The sequence below is a fragment of the Bacteroidota bacterium genome (genome assembly GCA_020161395.1).
Lineage (GTDB): Bacteria > Bacteroidota > Ignavibacteria > Ignavibacteriales > Ignavibacteriaceae > UTCHB3.
This window is the reverse complement of the sequence record JAIUOE010000003.1, coordinates 186,029-205,431: the sequence shown is the minus strand read 5'-3', so window position 1 is coordinate 205,431 and position 19,403 is coordinate 186,029. Positions and strand designations below refer to the sequence as shown.

14 protein-coding genes are annotated in these 19,403 nt (G+C 41.4%); 13 read left to right on the top strand and 1 reads right to left on the bottom strand.

Translation table 11 applies throughout. The annotated features are described in order from the left end of the window. Nucleotides 1–8: 8 nt before the first annotated feature. Nucleotides 9–1,043, top strand: coding sequence for a DUF6263 family protein (locus tag LCH52_06210; GenBank protein ID MCA0388073.1), 1,035 nt, complete (start codon nucleotides 9–11; stop codon nucleotides 1,041–1,043). Nucleotides 1,044–1,107: 64 nt separating this feature from the next. Here the strand turns inward: LCH52_06210 and LCH52_06205 are convergent, their stop codons facing one another. Further along, nucleotides 1,108–2,430 (bottom strand): nodulation protein NfeD, encoded by a 1,323-nt coding sequence (locus LCH52_06205; protein ID MCA0388072.1) that lies wholly within the window; start codon nucleotides 2,428–2,430, stop codon nucleotides 1,108–1,110. Between the two features lie 130 nt (nucleotides 2,431–2,560). On the opposite strand from LCH52_06205, the gene LCH52_06200 reads away from it, so the two are divergent. The 12 genes from LCH52_06200 to LCH52_06145 all read left to right on the top strand — a co-directional run bounded on the left by LCH52_06200 (nucleotide 2,561) and on the right by LCH52_06145 (nucleotide 19,343). Then, a complete protein-coding gene (locus LCH52_06200; GenBank protein ID MCA0388071.1) occupies nucleotides 2,561–3,928 on the top strand; it encodes a GDSL-type esterase/lipase family protein in 1,368 nt (455 codons plus the stop codon). A gap of 13 nt (nucleotides 3,929–3,941) precedes the next feature. Then, nucleotides 3,942–5,648, top strand: a complete 1,707-nt coding sequence (locus tag LCH52_06195) for an AMP-binding protein (protein MCA0388070.1) — start codon at nucleotides 3,942–3,944, stop codon at nucleotides 5,646–5,648. A 15-nt stretch (nucleotides 5,649–5,663) separates the two neighbouring features. Beyond that, on the top strand, nucleotides 5,664–5,894 hold the full coding sequence (locus LCH52_06190) for an acyl carrier protein (protein ID MCA0388069.1): 231 nt from the start codon (nucleotides 5,664–5,666) through the stop codon (nucleotides 5,892–5,894). Between the two features lie 12 nt (nucleotides 5,895–5,906). Next, complete coding sequence (locus LCH52_06185; protein MCA0388068.1) at nucleotides 5,907–7,418, top strand: MBOAT family protein; 1,512 nt, start codon at nucleotides 5,907–5,909, stop codon at nucleotides 7,416–7,418. Nucleotides 7,419–7,483: 65 nt separating this feature from the next. Beyond that, a complete protein-coding gene (locus LCH52_06180) occupies nucleotides 7,484–8,623 on the top strand; it encodes a C40 family peptidase (GenBank protein ID MCA0388067.1) in 1,140 nt (379 codons plus the stop codon). 7 nt (nucleotides 8,624–8,630) lie between these two features. Further along, nucleotides 8,631–9,761 (top strand): dipeptide epimerase, encoded by a 1,131-nt coding sequence (locus LCH52_06175; protein MCA0388066.1) that lies wholly within the window; start codon nucleotides 8,631–8,633, stop codon nucleotides 9,759–9,761. 17 nt (nucleotides 9,762–9,778) lie between these two features. After that, nucleotides 9,779–11,107, top strand: a complete 1,329-nt coding sequence (locus LCH52_06170; protein ID MCA0388065.1) for an insulinase family protein — start codon at nucleotides 9,779–9,781, stop codon at nucleotides 11,105–11,107. 1 nt (nucleotide 11,108) lies between these two features. Further along, nucleotides 11,109–12,611 (top strand): insulinase family protein, encoded by a 1,503-nt coding sequence (locus LCH52_06165; GenBank protein MCA0388064.1) that lies wholly within the window; start codon nucleotides 11,109–11,111, stop codon nucleotides 12,609–12,611. Nucleotides 12,612–12,668: 57 nt separating this feature from the next. Beyond that, the gene (locus tag LCH52_06160) at nucleotides 12,669–13,277 is read left to right on the top strand and encodes a sterol desaturase family protein (protein MCA0388063.1); all 609 of its coding nucleotides are present in this window, start codon (nucleotides 12,669–12,671) and stop codon (nucleotides 13,275–13,277) included. After that, on the top strand, nucleotides 13,274–14,977 hold the full coding sequence (locus tag LCH52_06155; GenBank protein ID MCA0388062.1) for a glycoside hydrolase family 9 protein: 1,704 nt from the start codon (nucleotides 13,274–13,276) through the stop codon (nucleotides 14,975–14,977). Before LCH52_06160 ends, LCH52_06155 begins: the two co-directional genes overlap by 4 nt. A gap of 164 nt (nucleotides 14,978–15,141) precedes the next feature. Continuing rightward, nucleotides 15,142–16,440 carry a hypothetical protein gene (locus LCH52_06150; GenBank protein MCA0388061.1) on the top strand — a complete coding sequence of 433 codons (1,299 nt, stop codon included), beginning with the start codon at nucleotides 15,142–15,144 and terminating at the stop codon, nucleotides 16,438–16,440. A gap of 8 nt (nucleotides 16,441–16,448) precedes the next feature. Continuing rightward, complete coding sequence (locus LCH52_06145) at nucleotides 16,449–19,343, top strand: tetratricopeptide repeat protein (GenBank protein MCA0388060.1); 2,895 nt, start codon at nucleotides 16,449–16,451, stop codon at nucleotides 19,341–19,343. The last annotated feature ends 60 nt before the right edge of the window (nucleotides 19,344–19,403 follow it).

The window sequence follows — 19,403 nt, the reverse complement described above, 5'->3', positions numbered from 1 at the left end:
GAAAACTAATGTTTTCAATATTCGTTCTGTCTTCCGTCGTGATTCTTTCGGGATGTGGAGAAAAAGGTTCTGAAGCCGTTCAGGGTGCCACAGAAATAGATACCAATTATCTCAAAGTGGAAGATGTAAAAGCCGCAGAAGGTGTTACAACTTTCGGTTACAAACTGGAAAAAGGAGATAAGTTCACTTACAAAGTGGCTTTTATCAACAAAATTACACAGGATATGAAGGCTGATACCGTCATTTCGCAAAAAGTTGATCAGAGAAATGTACTTATTATCGATTTTGAAGTGAAGGATGTTGACAAAGATACAATAGCAGAGGTTGAAGTAACAACCAGAAGCGTATATGTGAAATCAGATCTAAACGGTACCGTAAAAGAGTATAAAACGGGTGACAAACTCGATTCCACAAGCAGAATCGATTTTGGCTTCTATGAGGCTTTATCCGGTAATTCTTTTATGGCAAGAATCGATAAAAAAGGGACAATTCGCGAAGTCTACAAAGTCGATAAAATTGTTGACAATGCACTTCCAAAAACAAATGGTAAAGATTCAATTTCTGCACAGCAGAGAGAAATGGCAACCACTGAAGTTGCAGAGAATCTTAAGGGAATGATTCTTCAGGTGTTTAGAAACTTTTCGAATGGCAGCCTTAAAGCCAATGAGACCTATAGTGACAAAAAACCACCCGTTGCAGATCCCAGCAGGATGTACCAGTTGAATGCTACACAGCTTTACACGCTTAAAGAAAAAGGTAAATTCAACGGTAGCGACATTTCCATAATTGATGCAGGATATGATGCATCGTATGAATTTAATCCCGAACTCGCACAGCAGGGAATCAAAGTTGATAAAAGCTTGATTACCGGTGGCGGCAAGGTTTACTACAATGATAAAGAAGGCAAACTTCAGAAGTCAAGAACAAATCTTGTTGAGGAAATCGCTTTCAGCGGTGAGATACCCGACAAAACAGGTAAAAAGATTCCATTCACGAGTGTTAAAAAATCACTCATCGTGAACATAGTTGAGAAAATTAAATAATCTCAACTGAGTAAGTTATTCTTAAGAGGCTGCCCCGATATCGATTATCCGGCAGCCTTTTTTTTTACATCCGTTTCTGAACCACTATTCTTACACCCTCCACCATAATTACTTTGAGGGGTGAGTCCTTTTCGATATAATCTCCCTGAGTTACAACATCGTACCTCTTTTCCTCAATCAAAGCTGTGCCTGCAGGTCTCAGGACAGTAAGCGCTGTACCTTCCTTTCCAACGAGTCCGGAATAATCAGGAGCAGAAGTAAAGCCGGTTTTTGAACCCGATTCTGTATCCAGTACGAAAGCCTTGAATGTCCTGGTGTTTGGAAGGAACTTGTAAGCAAGAAATCCGAGGAAAAAGAATCCAAAAATTGCCGACCCCAATTGAATAATAGCCATCTGAATAAGGGAAGAGTCGAAATATCCTTCGGTATTAACCAGGGAAAAGAAGAGGGAAGCGATCATAAGGAGAATACCGACCACACCGGCAACTCCAAATCCGGGAATCAGAAATATTTCAACCAGAATAGCTGCAAGGCCCAAGATAAAAAGCACCACTTCGAACCATGAAGCCAGATCAAGAATTAGAGAAGATCCAAAAAACAGAGTGAGAAATACAATGCCAAGAATACCCGGCACACCGAATCCGGGAGTTTTGATTTCAGTATATATACCCGCGAGTCCGAGCATTATAAGCAGGGAGGCGATTATCGGGTTGTTCAAAAATCGTACGAATTCTTCAGCCCAGTTGGTTTTCACATCGATGATCAGGGGATTGGAGTAACCAAAAGCCTCTGCCGCAGCTTTTGCCGAACCGACTATTGTGTCAGCCATTTTCAGGTTCACTGCCTCGACATCATCGAGCGAGACCAGTTGTGTGGAATCCACCAGCCCGGGTATTACAATTCTTTCGTCGACCATGCCCTCAGCAATTTTAGGATTTCTGCCGTTTTTTTGTGCCGTAGATCTCATCTCAGCCCGCATATACGACTGATATTTTTCAGATCCTTTTTTACCCTCCTGGTCAACCACCGTCGCGGCTCCCATCGTGCTTCCGGGTGCCATGGCAATTTTTTTGCAGGAGAGGGTAATGAGTGCACCCGCAGAAATGGCTCTCTTATTAACAAAAGCCAGGGTAGGAATTTTTGCATCAATCAGCAGGTCTTTCAGTTGCGTGGCAGCGTCAACTCTGCCGCCAAAGGTGTTTATCTCGACTATCAGAGCATCTGCCTTCTCTTTTGTTGCCAGTTCAAGTGCCCTTTTTAGGTAGGGAACGAGAGAAAGTGAGATTTCCTCATCGAATGTAACACGGTAAACCGTCGATTGGGCAAAGCCGAGGGAACTTAAAAGTAATACGATAGTACAAATTAGAAGCGAAGTTTTTGATTTCATGACTTTTAATGGATTATTTTGCAATCTTGTTTGCTAATATAATGCGATTTATCGGAATAATTTATTAAATTTGTATTTAAATCAGACCTCATTTTTCGTTAACCGAAAACAATTTAATATGGAGAATAACATGTCAAACAAATTTGCCGGATTTCGGTCTTTCCTCCTGTTGGCAATCGCCGCTATTACCATGTACGGTTTTACTTACATCCCCGAAGGAATCGAAATCGGTCCTTTTACAACCAAGAAAGTGGATGTTCTTTCGGATGTAAAAGCTGACGAGATAACTCAAAGAATTGATGAATACAACTATTTCAGAGGGCTCGCTGATGCTTATGGCGTACTCGTGAACAACGATGTTTTAAGTGTCGAGAATTACAGTTCTGAGCTTAGAATTGAGGGTGATTTACAATCGAAAGTACCCATTTCGGGAAACACATCCCAGCTTAAAGGATTTGCCTCTGCTTTAAAGGGCTCAAAAAGCGGTACTGTAAGAATTGCTTATTTTGGAGATTCAGCCATTGAAGGTGACAATATTTGTGCAGATTTCCGCGAAGCACTTCAGGAGAAATTCGGCGGAACCGGTGTCGGTTTTGTTGCAATTACTACTCAGGATAAAGCATACAGAGCAACCACGAAACTTGATTTTTCGGGAAACTGGGACTCACAGCTCGTAATCAACGGCAACCCTAAAAGAGGCGCAGGTATTTCCGGTGGAGTCTTTGTTCCAAAAAGCGGAAGCTGGGTAAAGTATGAAACAACCTGGAAATATAAAACTGTAAGAACTTTCGACAAAGTGAGAGTATTCTACACAGAAGGTTCAGGTAATTTCAAATACGAATTTGATAAAGGTGGCGAAAATTCAGCTCCATTCAAATCCGGAAAAGGTGTAAATGTCACTGACATTACCTACAAAGGTTCAAAATCATTCAAACTTACTGCTGACAAAGACAATCAGGCTGCACTTTATGGAGTAAGCCTCGAATCCGGCAACGGCGTTTATGTAGATAATTTCCCGCTTAGAGGAGATGATGGTAACGCTCTCAAAAGAATTCCAAAAGATAACATCAAAGCTTTTCATGGCTATTTGAACTATGATTTGGTAATTCTAAGTTTTGGTCTGAACTCAGTAGACAAAGTGAAAAACACAACGAACTATGAAAAAGAATTTACCGATGTGGTAAACCATATTAAGAGTGCAATGCCCGGTGTTCCAATCCTGATTGTCGGAGTTGGAGATAAAGGCAAAAAAGTCGGTTCGAAGTTCGAAACAAACGATATGGTGAAAAAACTTGTAACAGTCCAAAAGAATGTCGCTTCGAAAGCCGGTGTTGCGTTCTGGGATCTTTTTGCTGCGATGGGTGGCGAAGGTGCAATGGAGCGTTGGGGCAAAGACAAACTTACCACTGCTGACATGACACATCTCAGTGCAGAAGGTTATAAGAAAGTAGCCCGCATGCTTTTTGATGCACTGATGGATTATTACGGTAAAAACTAACTTAGAGAACCATTTGAAACATTATAATAATGTTTGGCAACGCTGGGAGGATAACTCCCGGCGTTTTCCCAATAAAGACGCCATAGTTCACTGGAGAGCCGGTGAGGAACCATTTAGATGGTCATTCAAAGATTTGTTGGAAACCGCCAACAAATTTTCCATTTTATTAAAGAAACAGGGAATAAAGAGAAATGAAGTGTGTGCCATCATAATCAGGCACAACCCGATGTTTTTCCCTTTATATCTCGGTGTAGCAGGCTTGGGTGCCATCCCGGCAGTGCTTGCATATCCAAATCCCAGACTTCATCCTGACAAGTTTAAATCCGGTGTGGAAGGGATGTCCCAGCGCTCCGGACTCGACTGGATATTTACTGAAGCGGACCTTGAACCGATTATTGCCCCGCTCGTGCACCACGAGGGGAGTACGATAAAAGGGCTCTTCTTTCCTTTGGAATGGGAGAGAGAATTTTCACCCTCAGCAGAAGAAATTAATGATTTGACATCAGTCAGAGACTCAATTGTTGAATCAGATCCTTTCCTTCTGCAACATTCATCAGGAACAACGGGACTTCAGAAACCGGTGCTGCTCTCCCAGCGGGCAGTTTTGGATCATGTGGACAACTACGCCCTTTCAATAAATCTGACTGAGGATGACAAAATTGTAAGCTGGCTTCCATTATATCATGACATGGGGCTGATAGCTGCTTTCCATCTTCCACTTGCATTTGGAATAACTTCTGTGCAGGTTGATCCTTTTGAGTGGGTGCTTGCGCCTTCACTACAGTTCGAAGCTTTGAATGCGGAAAAAGCCACAGTGTGCTGGCTGCCTAATTTTGCCTACAATTTCATGGCTGACAGGATTGAGGAGGATGAGATGGAATCTGTTTCCCTCGAATCTTTGCGACTTGTGATTAACTGCAGTGAACCTGTAAGAAACGAGAGTCATAAAAAATTTAATGCCGCTTTTGGCAAATATGGATTTAATCCTCTCGGTTTATCGGCTTCCTATGCGATGGCAGAAACAACATTTGCCGCAACACAAACAGAACCGGGTAAACCGATTACCACCATCGAAGTGGATCGTGAAAGCCTTGCTCAGGGAGTGGTCACTCCACCAATTCCGGGGAAAACATCAAGAATCTGCGTTTCTTCCGGAAAGGTAATAAAAGGATGTGAAGTAAGGATTGTTGATGAGAAAGGTAATGAGCTTCCTGAACATGGAGTTGGCGAGATAATCATCACATCGGTTTCTATGTTCGACGGCTACAGAAACTACCCTGAAAAAACTGCTGAAGTTCTCAAGGATCGCTGGTATCACAGCGGAGATTACGGCTTTAAACAGAATGATGAACTCTTCGTAATTGGCCGTAAAAAAGACATAATTATTGTCGCCGGTAAAAACATTTATCCCGAAGATGTCGAAGATGCCATTGGAGTGGTAAGCGACATCATCCCGGGCAGGGTAATTGCATTCGGCGAAGATAATGTGGAACTCGGCACGGAGGAAATCAGCGTTGTTGCCGAAACTCCACTAACTGACGAGAAAGAGAAAAAACGACTGATTCAGCGTGTGAAGGAGAAAGGGACTTCGGTTGATCTTACGATCACGCATGTATATCTTGTACCTCCAAGATGGCTGATTAAAAGTTCTGCCGGTAAACCGAGCAGAAAAGCCAACAAAGAGAGAATCGCCGAAATGAAAGAATTGAACAAACATTAGACAGAAAGAACCATAATGATATCAGAGAGACTAAAGAATACTATACTTAAACAACTTGAACTCGAAGATTACGACATTCAGGATGAGACTAAAGCAAATACTGTACCCGGTTGGGATTCACTTAGTCATGCCAATGTGATCCTTTCGATTGAGAAAGAATACAAGATAAGACTGAAGCACATTGAAGTTCTTAAATGCAAAAATCTGGGTGACCTTCAGAGACTTGTCGATTCCAAAATTTCGTAAAAAGGTACTGTATTGAATTCTGTCATCGATTTTTCCAAACTGGCGGGGCTGTTCGTTTACAGTCCGGACAATCCGCTTCAGTTTGGTACGCTTACTTTTATGTTCTTTCTTGCTTTGGGACTTCTTGTTTATCATGCAATTTACCCGAATCAGAGATTAAGAGCTACATTTCTACTGTTGTTCTCGGCGTTTATCTACTACAAAATTGGCGGTTTATTCCTCATCCTCCTGTTGGGCGTCGGGGTTGTAAACTATTATTTTGGAAAGATACTCTTCGGAATTGCTGATACAGACAAGCGAAGGTATGTACTTTGGGGAATGGTGATCCTGAATGTCGGATTACTTGCATACTTCAAGTACACAAATTTTGTGCTCAGTCAAATTGCAACTCTTCAGGAGACAGAATTTACAGCACTCGATATCATGCTTCCAATCGGTATCTCATTTTACATATTCAAGGTATTAAGCTTTCTTTTCGATATTTATTACGAAAAATATGAGGAATTGCCCCGTCTCGATGATTTTATGCTGTATGTTGCCTTTTTCGGGAACATTCAGGCAGGTCCTATCGACAGGGCGGATGAGTTTATTCCACAGATTAAACAGGACCTCCTCACTTCTCCGGAAGGGAAAACGACAACCGGACTGGCAGTATTTTATCTTGCTTCGGGAATAATCAAAAAGCTGATTATTGCCGACTATATATCCTTGAATTTTATCACAAGAGTCTTTGAGGATCCTCTAAGATTCACCGGCGCAGAGAATATACTCGCCATATATGGCTATTCGATTCAGATTTATTTCGATTTTTCGGGTTATTCTGACATGGCTGTGGGGATGGCTTTGCTGTTCGGATACAAAATTATCGACAACTTCAATTCACCATATAAAGCCACAAGTGTTGCCGATTTCTGGAGACGCTGGCATATCTCTCTTTCGAGGTGGCTGCTTGATTATCTTTTTACCCCGATGCAAATGGGGTTAAGGAACATGAAGCAATACGGGAATGCAATAGCGCTGATTGTAACATTTGCCGTCTGCGGACTTTGGCACGGAGCCACCTGGGGTTTTATCATCTGGGGTACCGTTCATGGCATCATAATGGGATATTCAGTGCTGACGAAAAAACTCCGGGCAAAAGGATTGATGAAAGCTGGTGTGAAGGAAGGGGGAAGAGTATTGAATTTTGTTAGAGGTTTCATCACTTTCAATATCATCACCATTACCTGGATATTCTTCAGAGTTGATTCATTAGACAAAATTCCAATGATCTACACACAGATTACAGAGAACCTGCACGCTGTGGTTTTTACTCAGTTCTATGGTGGATTCCCGGGAGTGCTCATCTTTTTTGTGATTGGACTCATTATCATCTTTTTCCCTGAAGGAGCAAAAGAGAAGATAAAAACGGGGCTTATGAATTTGCCATTCTGGGCACAGGGACTTGTTCTTGGATTCGTAATCTATCTGGCTTCTCAGATAATGATGGCTGAAATGGTTCCTCCTATCTATTTTGAATTTTAATTTTTAGAAGGTTTATGAAAAATATTGCAGTTGTTTTATGTCTGATCTTAATTTTAGGAACCGGAATGTCAGCACAAGTTGCCACCATATCGCAGATAGATGGTGTATATATGGTCATTACTGAAAAATATGCCCCGGATAAGCGGACGGCTATTCTGGATCTTAAATTTGATTTGGATATGCCGCGTAACATCCTTACTGTCTCCGGCGAGACTACCGTACCGGCAGCACTCGAAGATATGAAGAAGATGCTATATAACTACACAATCAACGATATCGTTGAAAGGCTCCCTTCAAAATCCCTAAAAGGTTATGAATATGGGGTGGTCACACTTTCAGTAGCGAACATCAGATCGAAACCTTCTCATCCTGCGGAACTTGTTACTCAGGCTTTGATGGGAACTCCTGTCACTATTTTGAAAGAGGATGATGACAATTGGTTTTTGGTTCAGAATCCTGAAGGATATATTGGCTGGGTTGATGATGCCGGAGTTCAATCGTTCACCAAAAAAGAGATGGAAGGCTGGTACAGAGCCGACAAGGTAATCTTCACAGATGTTTATGGTTTTGTTTATGAAGATGAGAATGCAAAAGGCGGTACAATATCGGACATTACAGCAGGGGGTATCCTGCAGGTTAAATCGACCGGCAAAAACGGTTATAAAGTGACACTTCCGGATGGCAGAGAAGGTTTTGTATCCAAAAAATCGGCTTCACCGCTTAAAAAATGGATCAAGGGACAAAATCCCGATTCAAACGCAATAATCAAAACCGCTAAAAAATTCCTGGGAGTGCCTTATCTCTGGGGCGGTACTTCCCCAAAAGGAATGGATTGCAGCGGATTTACCAAAACGGTGTATTTCCTGAATGGAATCATGCTTGCCAGGGATGCCTCTCAACAGTGTCTGTATGGTGAGGAGGTCGATGTTTCAAAAGGATATGATAACCTGAAAAGAGGGGATTTGCTCTTCTTTGGTCCTAAACCCGAGGAGGGGAAAAAACAGCGAATTACTCATGTTGGCATTTACATGGGGAACAAAGAATTTATCCATGCAGCCGGGATGGTGGGTATTAACAGTTTTGACTCCGCAAGCCCGATCTTTAGCGCTTACAGAACCGGGATGCTTGTCTCGGCAAGAAGGATTTTGACCAAGGTTGATTCACCCGGAATTAAAAAGATTTCGGTTTCAGACTATATCAAATGAGACGATAATGGATTCCAGAAGAGATTTTATAAAAAAAGCTTCGTTACTGGCAGGAGCTGCGGTAGTGGCAGGAAATGGAGCCTCAATAACAAAATTCGCAATAAATAAAATGAACAGCAATAAACTAAAGTTAAGTTTCAGACCTTATACCCTTGAACTAAAACATGTTTTTACTCTTGCAACGAGTTCAAGAACCACCACTCCAGTAATGCTTACTGAAATTCAGTTTGGAGATGTTACGGGTTACGGTGAAGCCTCAATGCCACCCTATTTGGGTGAAAGTCACGAGACGGCAACTGCTTTTCTTTCAAAAGTGAAACTTGATCAATTCAGTGACCCTTTCAAACTGGAAGAGATAGTAGATTACATCGATACTGTGGATACAGGGAACTACGCTGCAAAAGCCTCGGTTGACATAGCCTTGCATGATCTGGTCGGTAAATTGATCGGACAGCCCTGGTATAAAATCTGGGGTTACGATCCTGCCAAAACTCCTAATACAAGTTTTACAATAGGAATAGACAAACCGGAAGTGGTAAAAGAGAAAGTACGGGAAGCTGCCGAGTACAAAATACTTAAGGTAAAACTCGGTCGTGATACGGATAAAGAGATGATTGAAACCATTCGCTCGGTTACCGATAAACCGATTTGTGTCGATGTTAATCAGGGTTGGAAGGACAAACAGGCGGCTCTGGACATGATTCATTGGCTCAAAGAAAAAGGTGTTGTTTTTGTCGAACAGCCGATGGACAAAAAGAATCTTGACGATAACGCATGGCTTACCCAAAACAGCCCTCTGCCAACCATAGGCGATGAAGCGGTTCAGGGGCTTGCGGATGTTCTAAAGGCTAAGGGAGTTTACTCAGGTATCAACATCAAACTGATGAAATGTGGCGGAATGAGAACAGCCAACAAGATGGTAAGTCTTGCTGATGGATTGGGTTTAAAAGTGATGATAGGTTGTATGACCGAGACTTCATGCGCCATTTCAGCCGCAGCACAGCTTTCACCGATGGCGTTATGGGCTGATCTTGATGGAGCACTTCTCATCAGCAATGATATTTATAAAGGAACTACAATAACGGATGGAAAGGTTACTCTTTCATCGTTACCAGGAATTGGAATAGAAAAAATTTAATTAACGGAGACATCTTAATGAAACCCGGTTATTCAATAACTAAAATTATCCTGCTATTAATTATCATGACAGCTACTGAAATATTTGCCGGTGGTGTTTTCCCTTACAAAGTTCACAGGGTTACACTTCAAAACGGATTTAAAGCCCTTCTTATCCCGATGCCGGGAAGCGGTCTGGTTTCATACTATACCGTCGTCAGAACGGGAAGCCGTGACGAGTGGGAACCCGGAAAAAGCGGATTTGCCCACTTTTTTGAGCACATGATGTTTCGCGGTACTAACAAGTATCCGCTTTACGACTCGGTTACCACTTCCATCGGTGCCGATGCAAATGCCTATACAGATGATGACCTTACGGTTTACCATTTGAATTTTGCTGCAGAAGACCTGGATAAGGTCATGGATCTGGAATCCGACCGTTTCCAAAATCTGAATTATAAAAAAGACCAGTTTATGACGGAAGCAGGTGCTGTTTACGGTGAATACAGAAAAAGTGTCACAAATCCGTTTTCAGTGCTTTTTGAAAAATTTCAGGATATGGCTTTTGACAAACACACTTATAAGCATACGACTATCGGATTTGAAGCTGACATAAAAGAGATGCCAAACCAGTATGAATACAGTCTCTCTTTTTACAATCGTTACTACAGACCCGAAAATTGTGTTCTCGTTATTACAGGTGACTTTGATGTAGCGAGTGTGACGGGAATGGTCGAAAAATATTATTCATCATGGAAAACAGGCTATACTCCTCCAAAAATTGAAATGGAGCCAAAGCAAACAGCGCCGAGGGAAGCAAAAATTAAATATGACGGTAAAACTCTTCCTCTTCTGGCAATCGGATACAAGTATGATGGATTTAATGTTTTTAACAAAGGTTATATGTCGATGATCCCGTTTGCGGATATTGCCTTTGGAGAGACGAGTGAATTGTACAAAAAACTCGTGCTTGACGAACAAAAAGTCCAGTTTATTGCCGGTGGAGCTCAGACCAGAAGGGATCCGTTTCCATTTATGATCTATTCGAGAGTTAAAGCGGAGAAAGATCTGGATTATGTTAACCAGGAAATCGAAAAAACGATTGATTATTACAAAAACAATCTGGTCTCAAAGGAACAGTTGGACAAATTGAAGAAGAGGATGAAATACCAGTTCCTCATGGGTCTAGACAGTCCCGAGGCGGTCGCCTCAGTTCTGCCGATGTTTATTACGCTTTCGGGAGATATCGAAATACTTGATGAATTTTACACCCAGATGATGGACATAACTCCTCAGGATATTCAAAATGCCGTCAAAAAGTATTTTGTTAAAGAGAGCAGGAACCAAGTAATTCTTACAGGAAATTGACATGATGAACCAAACACTTAAATACACCGGCTTTTTATTTTTACTGATACTCGTAACGAGCGTAAACTCAATGGATAAAAACAGAATTGTATTGTTAAAAACCCAGGAACCGGTAGTAACATTCAGAATCTGGTTTAACGCAGGTTCCAAGGATGATCCTAAAGGAAAAGAAGGGCTTGCTGCTCTCACCGCTGCCTTACTAAATGAAGGAGGCACTTCCAAACTTACTTATTCCCAGATTTTGGAAAAACTTTATCCGCTGGCTGCGGGTTATTCGGCATCTGTTTCAAAAGAGAATCTTGTATATTCCGGGTCGGTACATCTTGATAATCTTGAGGAGTACCTTACACTTTTCACTGAACAACTCCTTGATCCCGGATTCAGAGAAGAAGATTTTCAGAGGGTGAAAGATGAGGCAATCAGTTATCTTTCAACCACTTTGAGATATTCGAGTGATGAAGAGCTCGGTAAAGCGGTGCTCTACAACAAAATCTTTCAGGGCACTCCATACGGTCACTTGACTACCGGGACAATCGGAAGTTTGAAAAACATTACCCTTGATGATGTAAAATGGTTTTATAAAAAATATTTCAACAAGGAGAACTTCATACTTGGTGTAGGAGGAGGATTCGACGACCGTATCGTACAGAATCTCTGGGTTAATCTGCAAAAACTACCCGATGGATTGAATAATCCCGGTGTTCAAATCAATCCCGGTCAGGTTTCAGGGTTAAAAGTTGTGATTGTCGAAAAAAAGACCAATGCAACAGCAATATCCATGGGTTATCCGATTGATCTGTTACGGAGTAATCCGGAGTGGTATCCATTAGCCCTGGCAAATTCATGGCTTGGTGAACACAGAAATTCAAGTTCACATCTTTATCAGGTGATTCGGGAAGCTCGGGGATTGAACTATGGTGATTACAGTTACATCGAATACTATCCGAATGGTGGAAGACTTTCGAAACCACCGGTGAATGTTCCTCTAAAAAAGCATCTGTTTGAGATGTGGATCAGACCGGTTCCGAATGAAACAAAACATTTTGCCTTTAGAGCAGCAATGCGTGAGTTTGATCTTCTTGCGAAGAACGGTATCGGAAAAGATGATTTTGAGATGACTCGTAAATTTCTGCAGAAGTATGTATTACATTATGCTCCCAATACCGATATGCGACTCGGATATGCGCTCGATGACAAATATTATGGTATCAAAGAACCGGGCCATCTGCAAAAATTCAGAGAAATGATGTCAGGTGTGACGATTGACGCAGTTAATTCGGCAATCAGGAAGTATTTTAGTCTTGAAAATATGGTAGTGGTGTTCGTAACAGAAAATGCGAGTGACCTTAAAGATAAACTTGTAAAGAACACACCATCACCGATAGTTTACCAGACTCCAAAACCGGAGAGTGTTTTGAAAGAAGATAAATTTATTTCTGAATTTCAGATAAAAATCAAACCTGAAAATGTGGAAATAATTAAAGTGGAAGACCTTTTTAATTAACGGTGGAGAGATTAGTTGTCTAAAAACTTCATTTCAAATAAAAAGGAAACACCCAGAATGTTCGAGAATGACATTCTCGAATTTTTTTCAAAGGTGCACCCTTCCATTCCGGTGATTATTTTTGTTCCGGTGATTGCATTCCTGTTTTATCAGGCGACGCTCACCGGCTTAACAGCGTTGACGATATTTTTGCTCGTAACAGCAGGTTTTATTGCATGGGAGATTTCAGAGTATACCATTCACAGGTTCCTTTTCCATTTCGAATTTCAGTCTGAGTTTGGGAAAAAGATCCATTTCCTTATCCATGGTGTGCATCACGACTATCCCTCTGACCCTTTGCGACTGGTTTTACCTCCTTCTGTCAGTATTCCATTGGCGATATTGTTCTATTTCGTCTTTATGGCACTCTTAGGCGAGGTTTATTTTTATCCCTTTTATACGGGATATGTCGGGGGGTACCTGCTTTACGATATGACACACTATGCAATCCATCATTTCAGGATGAAGAATAAATTCTGGCTGGCGATTAAAAATCATCATATGAAACACCATTTCCAAACGGACAAGGCAGGATTTGCAATAAGCCTTCCTGTGTTTGATAAATTTTTTGGCAGTGATTTCAATCAGCTTGAAAAAAAGGATAATCTTCAGAGCGGTAATACATGAGCAGAAAAACCATTTTTATTTTCCTTGCAGGACTTTTGTTTTCATCCTGTTTCTTTTCCTCAACCAACAAAGCTGACGATAATGTCAAACTTATCCCGGTGGTTACTGATGACAGGGGAGACTTTGCATCAGATGTCTTTGTGAGGGTCAATCAGGTCGGATTCAGGAGGCTTGATGTAAAAACTGCCGTTGTGCTTTCAAAAAAGGACATGGGTGGCGTTAAATTCTACATTAAAGATGTGAAGTCCGGAAAAGATGTCTTTGAGAGCCGGATACAACCGAGCATTGCAGGGTGGGGCGGGTTCAATTTCTGCCATGTAATTGATTTTACCGGTTTTGGTTCGGAAGGCACCTTCGTTATTGATGTGGATGGGAGCCGTTCTTCCAATTTCAAGATTGGAGAGGGTATCTATAATACAATAGTTGATTCTCTCCTGCTGTTTTTTAAAGTCCAAAGGTGCGGACCCACAGGTCCTTATTTGCATAAAGTATGTCACCTTTACGATTCTCCAAATGTTGTCGGTGATGACAGGGCAGGGAAGACTGATGTAACAGGAGGTTGGCATGATGCGGGCGATTTTACAAAATTTCTGAATACAACTGCATTTTCAACCTACATGCTCCTTTTTGCATACGAGTTCAATTCCAAAAAAATGGAATTTGACAAGAATAAGGATGGAGCTCCCGATGTTCTTGAAGAGGCAAGAGTCGGACTTGATCTGTTGCTTCGTATGAATTATAAACCGAACAACCTGATTATTCAGGTACAGGACAAAAGAGATCAGACTGTCGGCTGGCGGATGCCTGAGAATGATACCCTCAAATTTGACAGACCCGCTTTTGCCGGAATGGGTAAAAATCTCATAGGTATCTATACGGCAGCACTTGCAATGGGAAGCAGAATCTGGAAGACCCGTTTTCAGGATGCTGCTTTCTCCGATAAGCTGATGAAGGCCGCAAACAATATTTTTGCTTTGAGAAACAGTGCACCTGATGTGGATACCAATCCGATAGGGTTGTATCAGGACAGCAAGTATGAGGGAAAACTTGCATTGGGAGCAATTGAGATGTACATTTCCACAGGTATCGCCTCTTATCTTGAAGAGGCTAAAACCCTCGCTAAAAAAGCAGATTCAGACTACTGGTGGAGCTGGGGGAATATTAATTCCCTGGCACAGTACAGAGTGGCAAAATATTCGTCAAATATGAAACAGTACATCGAAAACAATCTTTCAGCCTTTAATGACACCCGGAAAAAAACTCCTTTTGGAGAGGGTACTTCATTCTCGTGGGGAACTACACATACGCTTCTCGGAATTGCGATGCAATCCATACTTTTTAGAGATCTGACGAAATCTTCATTATACGATTCCGTGGCAAGCTATCAAAGGGATTATGTTCTCGGCAAAAATCCATGGGGTGTATCATTTATTTACAACATCGGTAGCAGATTCACACGAAATTTTCATTCACAGGTCGGCTATTTTAATAAAGGTTATCTTCCCGGTGCGGTAGCGGCAGGACCGGTTCCGGCGGAAATTTTGAAGGGTTATAATATACAACGGACGAATTCAACTTACGACAAATTCAATTCGCCGGAAGTAAAATATTATGACGACAGGCAGGATTATATCACAAACGAACCAACAATTGTGACGAACGCTACAGCAGTATTCGTTTTTTCTCATTTTTATAAATAATTGTCTCATAATGATACACTATGTAAAAGTGTCTCATAATGAGAATTAATCGAGTAAAAGTTTACAGAAATGTTTTGAAAATGCGTTATTATCGCCGTTTTCGAACAAGTATGGGTTGGCATGATTATTGCTAATTATCCACGACAACAAAAAGCAAAGAAGATATGGCAAACGGAAAAATAAATCTTATAAACACCGGCATCTCAATAGTTGATGAGTCCTGGGGTGGTTTTTACCGTGGTGGAACTTATGTTCTCATAGGTCCCCGCAAATCAGGAAGAACTACTCTCGGTCTTCAGTACGCCATGGCAGGTATCGAGCAAAAAGAGGTATGTCTCTATTTTACGAGCATGCGTCCAAAGGATTTGATGATCCTTGCTGCTTCAGTTGATTTTGATTTGCAAACTCATATGGATAACGGTGAACTTATCGTTGTAAAGGTGACCCCACCTCTTGATGTTTACGAGTCTGGCAACCCCGACAACTATCTTGTTGAATATCTGAATGATATCGTCAATGTCGTTGAACAATATCAACCGGCACGGCTCGTCTTCGATGAGTTGACTTATTTTGTTGGATTTGAAAACATAACCCTGCTTCAGCAGGCGTTTCTCCGTACTATTGAAAGTATAGAAGATAAAAATGTAACAAGTTTATATATTCTTGGTGAACCGGCAACGCCATTCGCTCAAAATATTGTTGATAATATTGTTCAGTACACTACTGCAATTATTTATCTTCAAAAAGGTGAGGGAAGCAGGGGACAGGGCGGAAAAGCCACTATTACCCCAAACATCGGACATACTGAGGGTCAGTTTACCACACCATTCTCGTTTGAACCTTACAAGGGAGTGGTTTTCGAGTCGACTACCGGCACCAGATCTGAGATGTTGAATCCCTCACAAGGTCAGGGTTTTCAGCAGTCTGTAATTCCTACTGCCCAGGCTTATCCGGTAGCTCCGCACGGTAATGCAGTGAACGCAGCGGCACCGCCTCAGGTATCAGCTAATATTCCTCCGAAATACCGTCCTATAATTGAAGTGGAAGTGGTTCAGGTTCCCATGACTCATACTAATCAGTACAGCAAGGAGGAGTTTAATCTGATTTTAAATAACCAGGTTGCACTCTATAAAAGTACTGGACAGCCGTTCACTTTGATTGCTCTTAAACTCGATCCTCAGGCAGAGGCTGCCGGAATAGTTTCGATGAACCAGTTTGGGAATGCTGTCAGGTTATCCTTGACATTAAAAGAGAAATTGTGTATTGACGGATTCACGATACTTGTCCTCTTAAGCAAGGCTGACGAAAGAGCTCTTAGTGTACTGATTGCAAAATTAAGAGCAAATCTTCAGTCCAACGACCCGAATTTTATCCAGCGTGCTTTTGGTTTGATCTACTCCTATTCGTATGTATCAAACGCATCCACTGAGAATGCAGACGCAATTTTAAGAGAAGTTTTATAGGCTTTTGCATGAGAAATCCCCGTATCCTGATTTTTACAGCACTGTTTTTTCTTGCTTTTATCTCATTGGCACATCCGCAGGGAAATCCTGAGAAGTATAAAAATGATGCCATAACCATGATGAATGGAGGCAAGTACGGGGAAGCTATCGATTTATTGAATAAATATGTGGGCGCATTTCCTTCAAAACCTGACGGATACAATCTTAGGGGGAAATGCTATGAGAAGCGTAATCAGCTTGTAAACGCTCAAAATGACTACAGAATTGCTGCCAAGCTTGCTCCTGGTAACAACGAATATCAGAATGATCTTGCCAGGGTAAACCAGAAGCTTAACAGTGATTTAAACGCTCTTATAAAGGGATATCAGCGTGAAATAGCCATCAATCCAAAGAATCCGAAAAACTATCTTGAGATCGCAAAGTGTTATAAACTGATGTTTAACTGGGTTCAGAGTGAAGAATGGTACGACAAATATCTCGAACTGGAAGAACCTTCCTCTGATGAAGTTATCAGATACACCGAGGTTTTGAGTTATCTTAAAAAGTATGCAAAAGCAGAGCCCATCCTTGCAAGATTCGTGAAAAAATTCCCTAATGATCACAGACTGTGGAGCCGTTACGGCTACATTCTTTACTGGCTGGGAAAGAGCGAGGAAGCAAAAGTTGCATTCGAAACCGCCTTAAAACTGAGACCCTACTTTAAAGAAGCTCAGGATGGACTTGATCAGGTACTCGGTAAATACTTTACAAATCTTTACAAAGACACAACCGGAACCTGGGAGCAGAAAAATCAGAAGCCACCTCCACCTCCACCGGAGTTTGCCATTGATAAATATTACAGGATACTCAGAAACAATCCAAAAGATGATAAAACCCGTTTTCTTCTTATTGATGAACTGATTGTTTATAAGAGATGGGAAGAGGCATGGCAGCAACTCATCATTCTTCAGGAAAAGTATAAAGAAGATAAAAAATGGATGGCTTTATATGAAAAAGTTAAAGCCGTAAGAGTTGAAAGTTATACAAAACGGATTTTAGAACTTGAAAAACTGCTTCAAAAAAATCCAAACGACATCAAGGCTCTCACAGAGATGGTGGGATTGCTTAGTAATCTTGAGAGGAATGAAGAAGCTTTTAACCTGCTGAAAGCTTACTTCGAAGCAAATCCTGATTCTCCTGACTGTAAACTGAGAAAGATATATGCAAGAATTGCTGTTGACTATCAGGATAATTACACAGCCTTGGATCAGCTTGACTTCTGTATTGCGAAAGATCCAACAGATCTCGAGTTGAAATTACAAAGAGGAATCGTATCGGTCTGGCTTGGAAAAGATGAAGATCTGGCATATCAGTACTTAAACGAAGTACTTAAAGCAAAACCTAAAGAGGTAACAGCACTCGTCGGACTGGCATCTTTGGAGATGAAAAAAAATAATTTTGACAAGTCAGCCGAATATATCGAGATGATTAAAACCATCGAGCCGACACATCCGGAACTGGAAACGCTTCTCTCCAATTTGGAGACTTCCAAAGCGAGAGCAGCCGAGGAAGCACTTTTTGAGAGTCTCGAAAAGGGAAGAGAGATGATCCGGGCGGGTGATTGTACCGGTGCTCTAACAGTTTATGATGACTTTCTTTCGAAGCATGAAGGCAACAGAACAGTCCTGAAGGAATATGCTGACATTAATTCCTGTTTGAAGAATTATGACAGGGCAATTCAAATTTATGATTCTCTTCTGACCGGTGAATACGATTACCTTATCGATCTGGAGAGAGCGAAAGTATTTTTCTTCAAAGGTGACTACACTAAATCGATCACCGAGTTTGAGAGACTTGTGAAAGAGGATAACGCAGATTTTGCAGTTAAACTGTTTCTTGGTGACGCCTACGCACAGACTCAAGAGTATGGTAGAGCGCGGGACATTTACGATTCGCTTTTGGTCGGAAATACTGACACAACTCAAATAGCGCTTATAAATCAGAGAATTGGCTGGTTGCCCGTCACCGGTCTGGGTGCACTGCTTGGTTCGTTTCCACAGTACATTCTGTTAAATCCGTTTATCTCATATTTCGGTGACAATACTGATTTCAGCTATTTAAATTACGGCATTGCATCAGATATGGGAATCACATCCTTTTTATCTCTTGGTTTGCAGGGAAGTCTGGGGCGACTTGCGAGTCCCTACACAAAGGTGGAATTGAATACCTGGAAGGGGTCTCTGTTCATTCGACCGTTTGAACCTTTTCTGATTGGACTTTCATATGGTGAACAATCGTTCTTGTCGCCAAAGAAAAAATATCCTTTGTACGAGGCATTTATTCGTGCGAATGTTGAGAAAGAGTATCATGCTCAGATTACTTATATCCAACAGGAAGCTGCCACCATGCTTTATTCGGCAGCGCTGGTTTATCCTTTTGGAGCATTAAGAGACAGACTCAGAGTGGAAATGATAAAAGGTGAAGGATGGTATAATCTTCCCTCAAAATACAGAGTCTCAGGAGCTTATACCTATTTGATGATATCAGATGGCAACAGGGGAGCCAATACTGAATTGAGAGTCGGCAGATACTTCTATCCCGAGTTACTGGCAGGTTACGAATTCTATTCGACGATATACGCCAGGAAGTCAATATTCTATTATTCACCGCAGAGTTTCCTGTCGCACAGTTTGTTCGCCGACTGGAATTTTTACAAGGATGATCAGCTTGATCTTTCTGCGGGCGGAAGATTCGGTTACATTCCTGAAAGTTCCTACTGGTTGAGGGAATTCTACTTTCAGGGATCGTATAATATTCTTTCCAATCTCCGGATAAACGGTAGAGCCCAAATCGGAAGTACCTCCAGAGAAACAACCGGGTACAGCTCGAGATCCTTCAGCGCCTCACTATTCTGGATGCTTTAGGCGTCTCAAAATGAGATATTCGATGAAATTTAAAAACGAAAAAATTGATTATTTGAACTG